This window comes from Streptomyces panacea (assembly GCF_040560175.1).
Taxonomy (GTDB): domain Bacteria; phylum Actinomycetota; class Actinomycetes; order Streptomycetales; family Streptomycetaceae; genus Streptomyces; species Streptomyces panacea.
On record NZ_JARJHW010000093.1, the window covers coordinates 1 to 16,516 of the forward strand.

Sequence of the window (16,516 nt, forward strand, 5' to 3'; positions counted from 1 at the left end):
ACGAGGAGCTGCCCGCCCCCGATCCGTACGCGGCCCCGCCCGACATCGAGATCCGGGCCGAGGACGACGCCACCATCGTCTACGCGTCACCGGCGAGCCCCCTGCGGGGCGCCGTCGCCACCCAGCTCGCGCAGGCGGGCGCCGCGATGGACGCCCGCTTCCGGGCCGCCGCCGACGCGCTCGAACGCGGCGAGCTGCCGGGTCTGGGCCCGGCGCCCGTCACGCGTCCGACGGGCCCCTTCTCCGGTCCCGTCGCGCTCGCCGAGGTGTACGGCGCGATGGCGGCGGGCGGCGCGCTGGTCCTGGACGGCGCGGCGCGACAGCCCGGAGGGCCGCTCCGGGCGACGCCCGCCGTCGAGTCGCGCGTCGTGGCGGAGACCGGTGAGCGGTGGCTGCGCGGTCAGTCGCTCCCGTACGCCTACTGGCGCGACGAGCGGGCCACGGCCGAGGCGTTCACGCCCGACGGCTGGTTCAGACCCTCGGGACCCTCGGGACCCTCGGGACTCCACGGATCTTGAGGATCTTCAGGAGAGGCTGAACGGGAGGTCAGGACCGGTTGATCCGGACCCGGTAGCCGCCGTCCCCGCGCTTCCCGAGCACCGTGACGCTGACGCCGCTGTCCCGGTCCCGGAAGGTCTCGCCGGGCCCGTACGGCGCGTCCGACAGCTCCGCGTGCACATTGGGCCGCCGCGTACAGCCGCCGCTGCGCTCCTCGCTGTCGGAGACGGTCACCGGACCGCGACCCGTGTCGACGTCCGACTCGACCCGGTAGATCAGCACGCCCGGCTTGCAGACGGCCTCGTCGTTGCCCGCGCGGGTGCGGACCTCGACGGCGTAGCCGGAGTCCTCGGAGAGCGGCACGAACGCCAGCTTGTGACCGCCCCCGGTGGCCAGCGGGGTGAGGTCGTGCTCGCTCTCGCCGGGGGCCGACGCGCAGCTGATCTGCTCGTTGTCGAGCCAGCCGAGCTTCCACTTGTGCCAGCCCAGCAGGTCGTTGTTGGCCCCCCAGTCCTCGGACATGATGTCCCAGTGCCCGACCGTGCCGCCGCCCTCCAGCGTGTAGAGGTCGGGGAGGCCGAAGACATGGCCGTTCTCGTGCGGCAGGACGCGGTAGCCGGTCCGCGAGTACGACCCCGAGCCGTCGTCCTGCCTGCTGTAGACGAAGGACGTGTTGGCGAGCGGGACGCCGTCCGCCTTCGGGGCCTCGCCGTTGCCGGAGAACGTCACGGACAGGACGGTGTCGAGGGCCGAGGGGCCGGCGTTGGGGGTGACGAGGATGTTGAGCAGGTCGTACTCGCTGAAGTCCACCTCGGGGTCGGCCGCCGTCACGATGTCCTGGACGAGGCGCCGGTAGCCGGGCTCGTAGGGCGCGCCGCGCTCTATCCCGTAGTCCGCGAACGGCAGCGGCATCCGGAGCCAGTCCTTCAGGGGGGCCTCGGGGCGGTAGTCGAGCCGCCCGTACGAACTGGTGCGGAACCACTGCGACGTCTGCGGGAAGAACTCGCCGAGCCGGTCGGCGGCGCTGCCGGGACCCGGCGCGTCCGAGAAGTCGACCATCAGGTTGAGCGCGCGGACCGTGCCGGTCGAGCGGGAGTAGCCGGTGGGGGTGGGCACTCCCTCGGACATCTGGACGCCGGTGGCGGTGGCGATACGGCACGGGGCGAGCGCCGAGTCGTGTGAGGTGGAGACCGGCCCGGCGGAGGCGCGGGTGGGCAGCGGGAGGGTCGCGCTGGCGGTGGTGAGGGCGGCGAGGGTCAGGGCGGCGAGTGCGGCGAGCGCGCCCAGCCGGCGGGGTCTGGTGTGGCGGCCGTGACCTGCGGTTTCGCGTATCCGACGGGTGTGCTTCATCGGCCGCCTTCGGGTCAGCGGCAGTCGTCCGTGCTGACTGCTCTCCGTCCGATCACCCTGCGTCGGGCGGCGTGTCGGCGCTCGCTGGGTGCGCCGATCGTGGGGTTTCGGAGGTCGCGTGGGCCCTGTGACTCAGCTCACAGGTCCCGGCGAAATAACCGGGGACGACTTCCCCGTTTGCACCCGTGTCAAGGAAAACGGGGACGCGTTCCCCACTTGTGTGAACCGAGGGAAGGGCCCGTCGTGACCACCGTTGCCGAATCCGATACGCGTCGCGTTCCGCGTCCGCGAGCGGACGCTCTGCGCAACAGGGAGCGCATCGTGGCGGCGGCCCGCGAAATCCTCGTGGAGTCGGGCCCGGACGTGCCGCTCGACGAGATCGCCCGGCGCGCCGGCGTCGGCAACGCGACTCTCTACCGCCACTTCCCTGACCGTGCCGCGCTCGTCCTGGAGGTGGTGCACTCCGTCATGGCGCGCACCGCGGACCAGGCGGAGCGTGCCGCGGCCGAGGAGGCCGACGCGTTCGTGGCGCTCAGCCGCTTCGTCCACGCGGCGGCCGACGAGCGGATCGGCGCCCTGTGCCCGCTCCTCTCCGGCAGCTTCAACGGAGACCTTCCCCACCTGCACGCGGAACGCGAACGCCTCGAAGGGGCCGTCGAAGGCCTCATGGAGAAGGCGCGCGCGACAGGCAGGCTGCGCACCGACGTCGCGGTCGGTGACCTGATGGTCGCGCTCTCCCAGCTCACCCGTCCGCTGCCCGGTACCGGCTGTCTGAACATCGACCGCTTCACGCACCGGCATCTACAGCTGTTCCTCGACGGCCTGGAGGCGCCCGCGCGCTCCGAGCTGCCGGGTGCGGCGGCGACTCTGGAGGACCTGCGCCACGGTCGATGACGACGTGTGACGCGCCCCCGGACCAAGAACTTCTGTCGACCACGTAACACCACGGCGTAAGACCACTACGCACCACCACCGTGTGGCACCACGCGCACGACCACTACGTCACGCCGCCGACCTCGACCAAGTCGGCCGGCCTCTTCCGAACCGGTAACCCGTAACCCGCGCCCAGGGCCGACCAGTGCGTCCCCGCGCCCGTTATGAACTCTTCGTACGCATAGGCGGCCTCACCCATGTCAAAAACAGCCGAGACCCGGCTCCCGGACCCCCAGGTCCCCGAGTCGGGCCCTGATCCCAAGCGCTGGAAAGCCCTGGTCTTCATCGCCCTGGCCCAGCTGATGGTCGTGCTCGACGCGACGATCGTGAACATCGCGCTGCCCTCCGCCCAGCAGGATCTGGGCATATCGGACGGCAACCGTCAATGGGTCATCACCGCTTACGCGCTCGCCTTCGGCGGTCTGCTGCTCTTCGGCGGACGCATCGCCGACCTGTGGGGACGTAAGCGCACCTTCACCGTCGGCCTGCTCGGCTTCGCCGCCGCGTCCGCCATCGGCGGCGCCGCGACCAGCGAGGCCATGCTGCTCGGCTCCCGCGCCCTCCAGGGCGCGTTCGGCGCCCTGCTCGCGCCCGCCGCGCTCTCCCTGCTCGCCGTCACGTTCGGTGATCCCAAGGAGCGCGCCAAGGCGTTCGGCATCTTCGGCGCGATCGCCGGTGGCGGTGGCGCGGTCGGTCTGATCCTCGGCGGATTCCTCACCGAGTACCTGGACTGGCGCTGGACCTTCTTCGTCAACATCCCCTTCGCGATCGTGGCCGCCGTCGGCGCCTACTTCGTGATCCGGGAGCCCGCGGGCGGCCGTAACCGCAACCCGCTCGACATCCCCGGTGTCTTCCTGTCCACCCTGGGCCTGGTGGCGCTGGTGTACGGCTTCACGCGCGCCGAGTCCGAGGGCTGGTCCGACCCGACGACGATCGGCATGTTCGTCGCCTCGGCCGTACTGCTGGCCACGTTCGTCGCGGTGGAGGCACGGGTGAAGTCCCCGCTGCTGCCGCTGCGCGTCCTGATGGAGCGCAACCGCGGTGGTGTCTACCTCTCGCTGGGCCTGGCCATCATCGGCATGTTCGGTCTCTTCCTCTTCCTGACCTACTACCTCCAGGTCGTGAAGGGCTACTCGCCGGTCCAGACCGGCTTCGCGTTCCTGCCGATGATCGTGGGCATGATCACGGGCTCCACCCAGATCGGCGCCCGGCTGATGACCCGTGTGCCGCCGCGGCTGCTGATGGGCCCCGGCTTCCTGGTCGGCGCGACCGGCATGCTGCTGCTGACCCGGCTGGCGCTCGACACCTCGTACCCGGCTCTGATCCTGCCGGCGCTGCTGCTGCTCGGTCTCGGCATGGGTACGGCGTTCATGCCGGCCATGTCCCTCGCGACGCACGGCATCGAGCCGCGTGACGCGGGCGTCGCCTCGGCGATGGTCAACACCTCGCAGCAGGTCGGCGGCGCGATCGGTACGGCGCTGCTGAACACCGTGGCCGCCTCCGCCACCACCGCGTACGTCGCGGCGAACGCGGCGGGTGCCGGCGACGCGAAGCTCCTGGAGCTCCAGGCGATGGTGCACGGATACGCGAGCGCCATCTGGTGGGCGGTCGGCATCCTGGTCCTCGCCGCCGCGATCGCCTTCACCTTCATCAACACCGGCCGTCCGGGGAGCACCCAGGTGGCCAAGGGTGAGGGCGCCGACGGTCTGGCGGAAGACGTCCAGATCCCGGTGGCCATGCACTGACCCTCCCCCGGGAGGGCCCGTCCCACCGCTGCCCTGGTGCCGCTGTTCGTCAGCGGCGCCAGGGCAGATCCGCGTCCGAACCGTCCGGCTGAAGCCCCTCAGCCAGCACCCGCATGATCTCCCCGAGTTGGGTCACCTGTTCGGGGCCGAGCCGGTCGAAGATCGCCTGCCGTACGGCGGCGACATGGCCGGGCGCCGACCGTTTCAGTACGGCTTCGCCCTCGTCGGTCAGGATCGCGTTCTGTCCGCGTTTGTCGGAGGGGCAGTCCTCGCGGCGCACCCAGCCGTTCTTCTCCAGCCGGGCCGTCGCGTGCGAGAGCCGGGACCGGGTGATCTTGGCGTTCTTGGCCAGCTCGGTCATCCGCAGCCGGCGGTGCGGGGCGCGGGCCAGATGCACGAGCAGCGCGTAGTAGATGTGCGGCATACCCGCGTCACGCTGCAACTGGCGGTCGAGATGATCCTCCAGCAACGTGGTGGCCTGCAGATACGCCTGCCAGACGCCTTGCTCCTCGGCGCTGAGCCAGCGTGTCCGCCCGTCGCTCTCCATGCTCCCCACTGTACGTGCTCCTTGAAAGTTGAACTAGATGAAAGTAAGGTCCGGCTCAGTAAGTGTTTTAAGGTTCAAGTAGATCTACGGACCGCCACCGGCAGGGAGACACCATGAACAGCACAGCGGAGCGCATGCCCGCCCTCTACCTCTCCCACGGCGCCCCGCCCCTCGCCGACGACCCGGTCTGGCCCGGACAGCTCGCCGCGTGGTCCGCCGACCTGCCGCGCCCCCGGGCGATCCTGATGGTCTCAGCCCACTGGGAGGAGGCGCCGCTCGCCCTCGGTGCCACCGAGACCCTGCCGCTGGTCTACGACTTCTGGGGCTTCCCCGAGCGCTACTACCAGGTCCGGTACGCCGCCCCCGGCGCCCCCGGCCTCGCCGACTCCGTCGAGAAGCTCCTGCGCGGCCCCGGCACCCCCGTACAGCGCGTCCCCGACCGCGGGCTCGACCACGGGGCGTACGTCCCGCTCGTCGAGATGTTCCCCGGCGCCGACATCCCGGTCCTCCAGATCTCCATGCCGACGCTCGACCCGAACGAACTCCTCGCGATCGGCCGCAAGCTCGCCCCGCTGCGGGACGAGGGCGTCCTCGTCGTCGGCAGTGGCTTCTTCACCCACAACCTGGCCGCGCTGCGCCACGTGGGACCCGGAGTCCCGGGCTGGTCGGCCGAGTTCGACGCCTGGGGCCGGGAGGCGCTGCTGGCCCGGGACGTCGACGCGCTGCTCGACTTCGCCCACAAGTCCCCGGCCGGGCCGCTCGCCCACCCGCGCACCGAGCACTTCGCGCCGCTGTTCGTGACGCTCGGCGCCGCGCAGGACGAGTTGGACACCGTACGGAACGTCATCGACGGCTTCTGGATGGGCCTGGCCAAACGCTCGGTCCAGTTCGGCTGATCCGCCAGTGGTCGGCCCAATGGCAGACGGGTTCAGATAGGCAACGGTTCGACATCCCCTGGCCGACGGCACTTGACCGGGCAATCCGGGCTCCGTACGTTCCTGTGGTCTAGACATCCTGTTAGGGAGCGGCCATGCGGAAACATGTCATCGGTGCCCTTGTCGTCACCATGGCGCTCGGACTCTCTGCCTGCGGCAGCGGGGACTCGGGCGGGGACGGCGGCGAAACGTCGGGCAAGGGCAAGACCCTGACCGTATGGATCATGGAGGGGACCAACCCGGACCCCAAGCCCTTCTTCAACGAGGTCGCCGCGGCCTTCAAGAAGAAGACGGGCGCCACGGTCAAGGTCGAGTACCAGCAGTGGGCCACCGCGCAGAAGAAGTTCACCACCGCGATCGAGGGCGGACCGAGCCAGGTCCCCGACGTCGCCGAGGTCGGCACCACCTGGATCCCGCAGTTCGCCGAGACCGGCGGCCTCGTGGACGTGACCGACAAGGTGAAGGACTCCGGGCTGGGCGACGACCTCGTCGAGGGCCTGGCCGACGCGGGCACGCTGGACGGCAAGCAGTACGGCATGCCCTGGTACGCCGGTGTCCGCGGCCTCCTCTACCGCAAGGACATCTTCGAGAAGCACAACCTCAAGGCCCCGACCACCTGGAAGGAACTGCGCGACACCGCGCTGGTCCTGAAGGAGAAGGAGCCGGGCATGATCTCCTTCCCGGTCGCGGGCGGCGCGGAGATGTTCGCGACCCCGTTCGTCTGGGGCGCCGGCGGTGAACTGGCCGTCGAGGAGGGCGGCAAGTGGAAGTCCGGCATCAACTCCCCGGAGTCGGTCAAGGGCATCACGTACTACACCGACCTCGCGAAGAAGGACAAGCTGTCCCCGGCGAAGGTCACCACCTGGACCGAGAAGGAGGTGGCGACCGACTTCCAGAAGGGGAAGATCGCCATGACCCTCTCCGGCAACTGGACGCCCAAGGCGTTCGTCCAGGCCGCCCCCGATCTTGAGGGCAAGCTCGCCGCCGCGCCCATCCCGGGTGAGACCGGCGGCATGAGCAAGTCCTTCCTGGGCGGCTCCTACCTCTCCACCTTCAAGGGTGAGAACCAGGACCTGGCCTGGGAGTACGTCAAGCTGGTCACCACCGGCGAGTTCGCCACCAAGTGGGCCGAGCAGACGAACTACTTCCCCGGTCAGAACTCCCTCCTCAAGGAGGTCCAGGCGAAGGCGGACCCGCTCGTCGCGCCGTTCGCCAAGCAGATGACCGAGGCCGGCGCGACCGTGCCCAAGACCCCCGCGTACGGCCAGATCCAGGCCACGCAGGTCGTCACGAAGATGGTGCAGTCCATCCTCACCGGCAAGCAGACCGTGCAGGAGGCCGCGGACCAGGCCGCCGAGGAGATGGACAAGATCTTTGCCTCCTGAGTCAGTCATCGAAGACTCGGCGCACGACGACGACGTGGCCGCGGCGACCTCCCCCGTGAAGTCGCCGCGGCCGCGCGCCCCGCGTCCGGGCCCGACCCTGCGCCGCAAGCAGCTCGGTCGCACCACCCGCCCCTGGCTGCTGCTCCTGCCGTCCCTCGTGGTGCTGGCGGGCCTGCTCCTGTGGCCGCTGGTCAAGGTCGGCATCCTGTCCGTCCAGGACTACGAGGTGAAGTTCGGCGGCGGCGTCGGCACCTACACCGGCTTCGACCACTACAAGGACCTGCTCACCGACGGCGCCCTGTGGCGCACGGTCCTGCCCAACACCGTGTTCTTCGCGGTCGCCTGCGTGGCCCTCACCGTCGCGCTCGGCACCCTCGCCGCCCTGCTGCTCCAGCGGCTCGGCACGACCTGGCGGGTCATCTGCTCCACCGCGATCATGGCGGCCTGGGCGATGCCCGCCGTCACCGGCACCTACGTCTGGGTGTGGCTGTTCTCGGCGGGCGACGGAATGATGAGCCAGCTCGCGGGATCGCTCGGACTCATCGACCCCGAGACCACGAACTGGTTCACCGAACGGCTGTCCTTCTACGCCATCGCCACCCTCAACGTGGTGCACCACGGCTTCCCGTTCGTCGCCATCACCGTGCTCGCGGGGCTGATGACCATCCCCAAGGAGCTGTACGAGGCGGGGATGATCGACGGCGCGAACGCCTGGCAGCGGTTCTGGAAGATCACCGTGCCCACCATCAAGCCGATCTTCCTCGTCGTCACCATCCTGTCGACCATCTGGGACTTCAAGGTCTTCACACAGATCTATCTGATGCCGGGCGGCGCGGGCAGCAACGAAGAGGTACTCAACCTGGGCGTGTGGTCCTACCAGCAGGCGTTCGCCCTGAACGACTACGGCGCGGGAGCGGCCACCGCCGTACTCCTCACGCTGCTCCTGCTGCTGATCACGATCGTCTACATCCGAACCCTCTTCAAGGAGAGTGACGAGCTGTGACCCGCACGACGACCGCCGGGCGGATCGGGCTCGCTGTCGCGGTGTTCGCGCTGCTGGTCTTCACGCTCTTCCCGGTGTACTGGATGGTCAGCACCGCGCTCGACCCGAACGCGATCACCCGTGGCGCCGACGTCCTGCCGAGCGGGATCAGCGGCGAGCACTTCAGCTACATCTTCGACCGCGGCAACTTCGGTCAGTTCCTGTTCAATTCGATGATCGTCGGGCTCGGCACCATCCTGGTCTCCGGGCTGCTGGCGCTGTTCGCCGCCGTGGCCGTCGCCCGCTTCCGCTTCCGGTTCCGCACCTCGGTGCTGATCATGGTGCTGATCGTGCAGATGGTCCCGCTGGAGGCGCTCGTCATCCCGCTCTTTCTACAGATGCGGGACTACGAACTCCTCAACAGCCTCATCGGACTGACCGTTGTCTACATCGCGCTGTCACTGCCGTTCGCGATCTGGACGCTGCGCGGCTTCGTCGCGACGGTGCCCAAGGAGGTCGAGGAGGCGGCGTATCTGGACGGCTGCTCGTGGCCGCGGATGTTCTGGTCCGTACTGCTGCCGCTGGTCGCGCCGGGACTCGTCGCCACCAGCGTGTTCGCCTTCATCACCGCGTGGAACGAGTTCGTCTTCGCGTACACCTTCATGAAGGACGGCTCCAAGTACACGGCGGCCGTGGGCCTGTTCCAGTTCTTCGGCGAGAACTCCACCTCCTGGGGCCCGGTCATGGCCGGCTCCACCCTCATCACCCTGCCGGTGCTGATCTTCTTCATCATCGTGCAGCGGCGGCTGGCGTCCGGACTGGCGGCCGGGGCGGTGAAGGGGTGAGTCCCCGGGATTCCGCGGCCGAGCCGCTGCGGCTGGTCAACGCCGTCCTGCTGCCCGGCTTCCACGGCACCGAGCCGCCCGCGTGGCTGCTCGGCGCCGTGGACGACGGACTCGCCGGCGTCGTGTACTTCGCGCACAACGTGCCCGACCCCGGTACGGCCGCCGCGCTCTCCGCCGCCCTTCACGCCCGCCGCGCCGACCTGATCGTGGCGAGCGACGAGGAGGGCGGCGACGTCACCCGCCTGGAGGCGGCGACCGGCTCCTCCTACCCCGGCAACGGCGCCCTCGGCGAGGTCGACGACACCGACGTCACCGAACGGGTCGCCCGCGCCATCGGCCACGACCTGCGCGCGGCGGGCATCGGCCTGAACCTCGCACCGGACGTCGACGTCAACGCCGACCCGGACAACCCGGTGATCGGCATACGCGCCTTCGGCTCGGACGCCGCCCTGGTGGCCCGGCACTCCGCCGCGTACGTCACGGGCCTCCAGTCCGCCGGCGTCGCGGCCTGTGCCAAGCACTTCCCCGGCCACGGCGACACGGCGGTCGACTCGCACCTGCGCGTGCCCCAGCTGGACGCCGACCTCGACCTGCTCCGGCGGCGCGATCTGCTGCCGTTCACCGCCGCGATCGAGGCCGGCAGCCGCTGCCTGATGACCGGGCACATCAAGGCCCTCCCCTTCGGGGAGGCACCGGCCTCACTGAACCCGGAGGCCGCCCGGCTGGCCCGGGAGGAGCTGGGCTTCACCGGCGCCATCGTCACGGACGCGCTCGACATGGGCGCCGTCCTCGTCGACCCGGGCTTCGGCCCCGCCTGCGTCCAGGCCGTTCTCGGCGGCGCCGACCTGCTGTGCCTGGGGAACCCGGACAGCGCGGAGGCCGCCGAGAGCGCCTACGAGACCGCGCGCGACGCGCTCCTCGACGCGGTGGCCTCCGGGGTACTGCCCACGGACCGGCTCACCGACGCGGGCCGCCGGGCCCGCGAGCTGGCCGAGTGGATCGCCGCGGCCCGCGCCACGCCGCCGCCTCCCAAGGAGGACGAACTGCCGCTCGCCGTGGCCCGCACCGCCTTGCGGGTACGCGGCAACGTGGCCCTCGGCTCGGCGCCGTACGTGATCGACCTGCGACAGCGCGTCAACCACGCGTCCGGCAGCCGCGCGCTGCACCTGAACCGGCTGCTGGCCGAGGCCATGCCCGGTCTGATCACCACCGGGGTACCCGCCGAAGGCCCGACCGCCGCCCGCGCGGACACCGCGCTCCAGGGCTCCGACGGCCGCCCCCTGGTCGTCATCGCCAGGGAGCCGCACCGGGACGCCGCGGAGACCGCGCTGCTGCGCGAACTGGTCGCCCGCCGCCCGGACGCGGTCGTCGTCCTCACCGGCTGGCCGCACGCCGTGGACGCGCTGGCGGCCAACACGGTGGTGACGTACGGCTCGGCCCGCGTCAACGCCCTGGCGGCCGTGGAGCGCCTTCTGGGCGGCACCCCGCACGGAGGCTGAGGGCAGTCCCGTAGTCCCCGGTGGATCGGCGCGCGGCGTCAGATGCGGTGCGTCGCAGGGCGGAGGGCGGCCCCCGTACCGGGCGTATCCGGGCGGTCCGACAGCGCGGCGAGGTGCCGTGGCTGTCGTCGCGGCGCCCGCCGGGGAGTAACGGGACAGCCCTGAGAGGCACGCACCCGCACGGGTTCACCCGAGGATCTGTAGCAGCCGCTCCCCCAGCACCTCGGCGGAAGCGGGATTCTGCCCGGTGATGAGGCTGCCGTCCTCCACCATGTACGGCTTCCAGGTCTCGCCGCGGCTGTACTCGACGCCGACCTTGTCCTTGAGGTCGTCCTCCAGCAGCCATGTCGCCCTGGAGGACAGCCCCACCCCGTCCTCCTCCTCGTTCGTGAAGCCCGTGACCTTGCGGCCCTTGAAGGGCGACTCCCCGTGAATCCTGGTGGCCAGCATCGCGGCGGGGGCGTGACACACGATCGCCAGCGGCCTCTCCGAGGCGAGCTGCGCCGTCAGCAGCCGGCCCGCGTCGGCGTCGAACGCCAGGTCCGACATCGGACCGTGGCCGCCCGGCAGATAGACCGCGTCGTAGTCCTCCAGACGAACGTCCGACAGCTTGAGCGGCCGCCGCATCGCCTCCGCGTCGCGGATGATGGCCTCCAGCTCAAGGGCTCCCTGCTCGCCGCCCGCCATCGCCGGTCGCAGGCTCATCATGTCGACATTCGGGGTCACGCCGCCGGGTGTCGCGACCACGACCTCATGGCCGGCGTCCGTGATCGCCTTGTACGGGTTCGCGAATTCCTCGGCCCAGTAACCCGTCGCGTACCTCGTGCCGTCCTTGAGCACCCAGTACGTCGCTCCGCTCACTATGAAAAGCACCTTCGCCATCACGCGCCTCCTCACGACAGAGGGAATCGACTGATTCCACCGTAAACACGCGTCCGGCCCGACGCATGAGGACGGCCTCTCGGCTACTGTTTCGCCGCACCGGGCCGGCCCGGTGCCGTCCGGTTCGCTCCGGCCGCGGGGAGAAGGGACGAGCGCGATGGATCCCGATATCCGCACCAGAGCCGCGATCGAGGAGCACTGGCGGGCTTCGGAACGCGGGGACACCGAGGCCGAGCACGCCATCTACGCCGCGGACGCGATCCTCGACTACCCCCAGTCGGCCGAGCGGTTCCGGGGCCGCGCGACGATCTCGGCGCAACGCGGCGGGCACCCCGCCCGGCGCCACTTCACCGTCCGCCGGATCGTCGGCGGCGGGAATTTGTGGGTGAGCGAGTGCGTCATCACCTACGACAAGATGCCCACCTATTCGGTGAGCACGATGGAATTCGCCGACGGGCTCGTGGTGCACGAGACGCAGTATTTCGCCGACGCGTTCGGCGCGCCCGAATGGCGGGCGGCCCTCGCGGAGCCGATGCCGGGCAGGAATATCACCAGGGCCTGACCCGGTTCCCCCGGGCCGCGCGACCGAGGACTCACCCAGAACGGACATCCTGAGCAACCTTGACGCGGTGTGTGCCGTCTTCGGGGTAGGAGCGCAGTCACGGGCGGCGCCGCTCGGGAGTGAGGGCGCCGGTGCCGAGGGTGATCGGCGTCTCACGGACGCAGCGGTGGTGAATGTCCCTGAGCGCCGTCGGATCGTCCTCGAATCCGGTTCTGACCTGGGCTTCCGCCCGACTTGGCACCATGCGTCCCTCCTCGGTGGCGGGACAGGGTACTGCATGATCACAAAAAAGAGTGCACGCCTTGGGAATTCTGTCCGGATTCCAGTCGTTGTTTCCAACGGATGCAGGGCACCCGAAAGGGTGTCGCGACCGACTTAGTAAGGGAGCTCGCATGGCAACCCGTGCCGTCGCCCGTCGCACCGCCACCGGTGGTTCGAAAGCGGCAAGCAGTGTTCGCGCCGTAGGCGGCGAGATCGCCGACCGCGACCTGGTCGGCATGTACCTCGACGAGATCGCGCGCACGCCGCTGCTCGACGCCGCCAAGGAGGTCGAGCTGTCCCAGACCATCGAAGCGGGTGTGTACGCGCAGCAGATTCTTGACGGAGCCGTGGAGAGCGAGGGCGCCGGCGCCCGGCACGAGGAGCTCGAAGCCCTCGTCGCCGCGGGTGAGCGCGCGAAGGACGTCTTCATACGCTCGAATCTCCGTCTCGTCGTCGCCGTGGCCCGCCGCTACCCGCGCAGCGGACTGCCCCTGCTCGACCTCATCCAGGAAGGCAACGCCGGCCTGGTGCGCGCGGTCGAGAAGTTCGACTACGCCAAGGGATTCAAGTTCTCCACCTACGCGACCTGGTGGATCCGCCAGGCCATCACCCGGTCCATCGCGGACCAGTCACGCACGATCAGGCTGCCCGTCCACCTCGTGGAGGAGCTCGGCCGTATCCGCAGGGTGCAGCGCGAGTTCAACCGTGAGCACGGGCGCGACCCGGACCCCACCGAGGTCGCCGCCGAGCTCGACTCCAACGCCGCGCGTGTCACCGACGTCCTGGACTGGGCCCGTGACCCGGTCAGCCTGAACATGTCGGTGGACGACGACGGCGACACCCAGTTCGGCGACCTGCTGGAGGACACCTCGGCGATCTCGCCCGAGCAGTCCGTCCTCACGCTGCTCCGCAGCGAGGAGCTGGAAGACCTGATTGGCAGGCTCGACCACCGCACGGCCTCCATCATCAAGATGCGGTACGGCATCGAGGACGGCCGGGAGCGGACGCTCACCGAGGTGGGCAAGCAGCACGGTCTGACCCGTGAGCGGATCCGGCAGATCGAGAAGCACGCCCTTCTCGAACTGAAGAAGATGGCGCACGACGTGGGCTTCGAATCCGCGGCGTGAGGCTCTGGACCAGCGTGAGGCTCTGGCCCAGGGGGACCAACTCCCCCAGCTGAACGGAGTCCCGGTACCACCCCCCCCCGGTGCCGGGACTCCTCGCGTACGCACCTGCCGCGCGTACCTCACTCGTCCCCGGCACCCGCGGCACGCGTCAGCCGGCCTCCCAGCTCACTGATGTGCTCGATCAGCCGCGCCGGCTGACGGACTGTGAACTCGCAGTCCACCAGCGCCAGTCGGAGCGCCAGCCACTCCAGCGAATCGGCCGCGCTCGCGCGCAGCCGGCAGCTGTCGGGACCGGTCGGCTCCGGCACACCGAGCGAGGCCGGCAGCCGCGCCGCCACGAACTCGGCGGGCGCCGCGAAGCTCACGTCCAGTTCCACCTGCGGGTGCGCACGCGACATCGAGCCGCTCAGAAACTCCGCCGCGTCTCCCGTCGGCAGCTCACGGGGCGTGAAGCGGGCCCCCGTCGGATACGGATCGCCGACCCGGTCGAGCCGGAACGTACGCCAGTCCTCCCGCCCCAGGTCGTACGCGACGAGATACCAGCGCCGGGCCGTCGACACCAGGCGGTACGGCTCGACCTGCCGCTTGGTCCGCGCGCCGTCCCCGGCGCGGTAGCCGAACCGCAGCCGCTCCGTACCGGTGATCGCGGCGGCGATGGCCGTCAGCGTCCGCGGGTCCACACTCGCGGCGTCCCCCCGGACGAGCAGCGGCACGGTCGCGGCCTGAAGTGTGGAGACCCGGTGCCGCAGCCGCGACGGCAGCACCTGCTCCAGCTTCGCCAACGCCCGTACGGACGCCTCCTCGACGCCCTCGATGGCATGCCCCGCGCCGGCCCGCAGCCCCACCGCGATGGCCACGGCCTCCTCGTCGTCGAGCAGCAGCGGCGGCATGGCGGCACCCGCGACCAGCCGGTACCCGCCGACCGCGCCCTTGCTGGCCTCGACCGGATAGCCGAGATCGCGCAGCCGGTCGATGTCCCGGCGAATCGTGCGCGCGCTGACGTGCAGACGCTCGGCGAGCTCGCTGCCCGGCCACTCGCGCGGGGTCTGGAGAAGTGACAGCAGATTCAGGAGTCGTGCCGGAGTGTCCGTCATGCGTTCCAGAGTGACAGCCATCTAGGACATGTTCTGGCCTATATGGTGACTAGCTTCCTCCCATGACTTCTCCAGCGACTTCCCCGGTCGCCACACCCGATACAACCCTCACTCCCGCGACAGCCCCGGGGCCCGCCGACCGCCGGCGCTGGCTGGCGCTGGCCGTGGTCATGACCGCGGCCTTCATGGACCTGGTCGACGTCACCATCGTCAACATCGCCATTCCCAGCATCGAGCGGGACCTGTCGGCGACCTTCGGCTCGATCCAGTGGATCACCGCCGGATACGCGCTGGCCTTCGCCGCCGGACTGATCACCGGCGGCAGGCTCGGCGACATCTACGGCCGCAAGCGCCTCTTCCTCCTGGGCATCACCGGCTTCACCCTCGCCTCCGCCCTCTGCGGCTTCGCGGTGAACCCCGAGATGCTCGTCGCCTCCCGGCTCCTCCAGGGCGCGATGGCCGCGCTGATGGTGCCTCAGGTGCTCGCGATCATCCACGTCACCTTCCCGGCGCACGAACGCGGCAAGGTCTTCGGGATGTTCGGCGCGATCGTCGGCCTCGGCGCGGTCTCGGGGCCCCTGCTCGGCGCGCTGCTCACGCAGTGGAACCTCTTCGGCCTCGAATGGCGCCCGATCTTCCTGATCAACCTGCCCGTCGGCATCGCCGGTGTGATCCTGGGCCGCAAGTTCATCACCGAGTCCAAGGCCCCGAAGGCCCTGCGGCTCGACGTGGTCGGCGTCGTCCTGGTGACCGGTGCGCTGCTGATGCTGATCTACCCGCTCACCCGTGGCCGCGAGCTGGGCTGGCCGCTCTGGGGGCACCTGTGCATGGCGGGCAGCCTCCTGGTGTTCGCGGCGTTCGTGGCGTACGAGAAGGCGAAGACCCGCAAGGACGGGTCGCCGCTGGTGGAACTGTCCCTGTTCAAGGTCAAGAGCTTCGCCGCGGGCATCGCCGTCCAGCTCACCTTCGGCGTCAGCCTCGGCATCTTCTTCCTGGTCTGGACGCTCTACATGCAGATCGGCCTCGGCTGGAGCCCGCTGCACGCCGGCCTCACCGGGCTGCCGTTCTCACTCGCGGTGTCCACGGCCGCGGCGCTCTCCGTACAGAAGCTGGTCCCGCGCTTCGGCCGCAAGGTCCTCCAGACCGGCGCCCTGACGATGGCGGCGGGCGTACTGATCTACCTGTGGGAGGCGGGACGGTACGGCGCGGACATCAGCACCTGGCAGATGGTGCCGCCGCTGGTCGTGATGGGCCTGGGGATGGGCCTGATCGTGGCGCCCCTGACGGACGCGGTGCTGTCGGACGTCCCGCGCGAGCACTCGGGTTCGGCGTCCGGCCTGATCAACACGGTGCAGCAGATGGGGACCGCGCTGGGTCTCGGGCTGGTGTCGGTGGTCTTCTTCGGGGTGGTCGACGACCGGCGGGCGACGACGCCGGACGCGGTGGCGACGGCGTTCACGGACGGGTTCCAGAACGCGCTGTGGTGGGTGGCGGCGGTGCTGGCGGGGATCTTCCTGCTGATGTTCGCGCTGCCGAAGCGGCGGGTCACGGTGGTCGGTTGACCGGGGCCGGCGCCGGTGCCGCCCGGTAGTGGCCGGGTGCCGTACGGATTCCTCACCGGCGTGAGGGGGGCGGGGGCGCGGGAGGAGTGTGTTCGGACACTCGGGCTGATTTGTGGCGCGTGAGAAGCCTGGCTTCCTCGGGGCCAACGAGCCCCGCACGCGCCGCAAATCACGCCGTCCGGACATATCCCTCCGGAGACCCCGCCTCCCGCCCCCGGCAACCGGACGCCCACATGTGTTTACTTCCACGAACCCTCGCCGTAATGTGACCCGAAACCACAGACTCGGGCATTGAACGGACCTAAAACC

General features: G+C 70.2%; 15 protein-coding genes and 1 pseudogene. 11 read left to right on the plus strand and 5 right to left on the minus strand.

What is annotated here, in order from left to right:
- A pseudogene (locus P3L51_RS21550) lies at window positions 1–518 on the plus strand (long-chain fatty acid--CoA ligase); the annotation flags it as partial.
- A gap of 28 nt (window positions 519–546) precedes the next feature.
- Here the strand turns inward: P3L51_RS21550 and P3L51_RS21555 are convergent.
- Window positions 547–1,848, minus strand: coding sequence for a M6 family metalloprotease domain-containing protein (locus tag P3L51_RS21555; protein WP_354606914.1), 1,302 nt, complete (start codon window positions 1,846–1,848; stop codon window positions 547–549).
- A gap of 243 nt (window positions 1,849–2,091) precedes the next feature.
- Between P3L51_RS21555 and P3L51_RS21560 the strand changes: the two genes are divergently transcribed.
- The gene (locus tag P3L51_RS21560) at window positions 2,092–2,742 is read left to right on the plus strand and encodes a TetR/AcrR family transcriptional regulator (protein ID WP_354606915.1); all 651 of its coding nucleotides are present in this window, start codon (window positions 2,092–2,094) and stop codon (window positions 2,740–2,742) included.
- 236 nt (window positions 2,743–2,978) lie between these two features.
- A complete protein-coding gene (locus P3L51_RS21565; RefSeq protein WP_354606916.1) occupies window positions 2,979–4,526 on the plus strand; it encodes an MFS transporter in 1,548 nt (515 codons plus the stop codon).
- Between the two features lie 49 nt (window positions 4,527–4,575).
- Here P3L51_RS21565 and P3L51_RS21570 read toward each other — a convergent pair whose 3' ends face one another.
- Window positions 4,576–5,073: a MarR family winged helix-turn-helix transcriptional regulator gene (locus P3L51_RS21570; RefSeq protein ID WP_354606917.1), complete on the minus strand. Its 498-nt coding sequence runs from the start codon at window positions 5,071–5,073 to the stop codon at window positions 4,576–4,578.
- A 113-nt stretch (window positions 5,074–5,186) separates the two neighbouring features.
- Between P3L51_RS21570 and P3L51_RS21575 the strand changes: the two genes are divergently transcribed.
- The 5 genes from P3L51_RS21575 (at window position 5,187) to P3L51_RS21595 (ending at window position 10,719) form a co-directional block, all read left to right on the plus strand.
- Window positions 5,187–5,969, plus strand: a complete 783-nt coding sequence (locus P3L51_RS21575; protein WP_354606918.1) for a dioxygenase family protein — start codon at window positions 5,187–5,189, stop codon at window positions 5,967–5,969.
- Window positions 5,970–6,103: 134 nt separating this feature from the next.
- Window positions 6,104–7,393, plus strand: coding sequence for a sugar ABC transporter substrate-binding protein (locus P3L51_RS21580; RefSeq protein WP_354606919.1), 1,290 nt, complete (start codon window positions 6,104–6,106; stop codon window positions 7,391–7,393).
- Window positions 7,383–8,396 (plus strand): carbohydrate ABC transporter permease, encoded by a 1,014-nt coding sequence (locus P3L51_RS21585; protein ID WP_435594495.1) that lies wholly within the window; start codon window positions 7,383–7,385, stop codon window positions 8,394–8,396. The genes P3L51_RS21580 and P3L51_RS21585 overlap by 11 nt, the downstream gene beginning before the upstream one ends.
- Window positions 8,393–9,220 (plus strand): carbohydrate ABC transporter permease, encoded by an 828-nt coding sequence (locus P3L51_RS21590; protein ID WP_354606920.1) that lies wholly within the window; start codon window positions 8,393–8,395, stop codon window positions 9,218–9,220. The genes P3L51_RS21585 and P3L51_RS21590 overlap by 4 nt, the downstream gene beginning before the upstream one ends.
- A complete protein-coding gene (locus P3L51_RS21595; protein ID WP_354606921.1) occupies window positions 9,217–10,719 on the plus strand; it encodes a glycoside hydrolase family 3 N-terminal domain-containing protein in 1,503 nt (500 codons plus the stop codon). Before P3L51_RS21590 ends, P3L51_RS21595 begins: the two co-directional genes overlap by 4 nt.
- Window positions 10,720–10,905: 186 nt before the next feature.
- Here the strand turns inward: P3L51_RS21595 and P3L51_RS21600 are convergent, their stop codons facing one another.
- Window positions 10,906–11,601, minus strand: coding sequence for a type 1 glutamine amidotransferase domain-containing protein (locus P3L51_RS21600; protein ID WP_354606922.1), 696 nt, complete (start codon window positions 11,599–11,601; stop codon window positions 10,906–10,908).
- Between the two features lie 157 nt (window positions 11,602–11,758).
- On the opposite strand from P3L51_RS21600, the gene P3L51_RS21605 reads away from it, so the two are divergent.
- Entirely contained in the window at window positions 11,759–12,163 is a 405-nt protein-coding gene (locus P3L51_RS21605; protein ID WP_354606923.1) for a nuclear transport factor 2 family protein, read from the plus strand.
- 97 nt (window positions 12,164–12,260) lie between these two features.
- Here the strand turns inward: P3L51_RS21605 and P3L51_RS21610 are convergent, their stop codons facing one another.
- Complete coding sequence (locus P3L51_RS21610; protein ID WP_354606924.1) at window positions 12,261–12,407, minus strand: hypothetical protein; 147 nt, start codon at window positions 12,405–12,407, stop codon at window positions 12,261–12,263.
- Between the two features lie 148 nt (window positions 12,408–12,555).
- Here P3L51_RS21610 and P3L51_RS21615 point away from each other — a divergent pair, with 148 nt between their 5' ends.
- Window positions 12,556–13,551 carry a sigma-70 family RNA polymerase sigma factor gene (locus tag P3L51_RS21615; RefSeq protein ID WP_354606925.1) on the plus strand — a complete coding sequence of 332 codons (996 nt, stop codon included), beginning with the start codon at window positions 12,556–12,558 and terminating at the stop codon, window positions 13,549–13,551.
- A 119-nt stretch (window positions 13,552–13,670) separates the two neighbouring features.
- Here the strand turns inward: P3L51_RS21615 and P3L51_RS21620 are convergent, their stop codons facing one another.
- Window positions 13,671–14,645 (minus strand): helix-turn-helix transcriptional regulator, encoded by a 975-nt coding sequence (locus tag P3L51_RS21620; protein ID WP_354606926.1) that lies wholly within the window; start codon window positions 14,643–14,645, stop codon window positions 13,671–13,673.
- 62 nt (window positions 14,646–14,707) lie between these two features.
- On the opposite strand from P3L51_RS21620, the gene P3L51_RS21625 reads away from it, so the two are divergent.
- The gene (locus P3L51_RS21625; RefSeq protein ID WP_435594496.1) at window positions 14,708–16,207 is read left to right on the plus strand and encodes an MFS transporter; all 1,500 of its coding nucleotides are present in this window, start codon (window positions 14,708–14,710) and stop codon (window positions 16,205–16,207) included.
- Window positions 16,208–16,516: the final 309 nt, after the last annotated feature.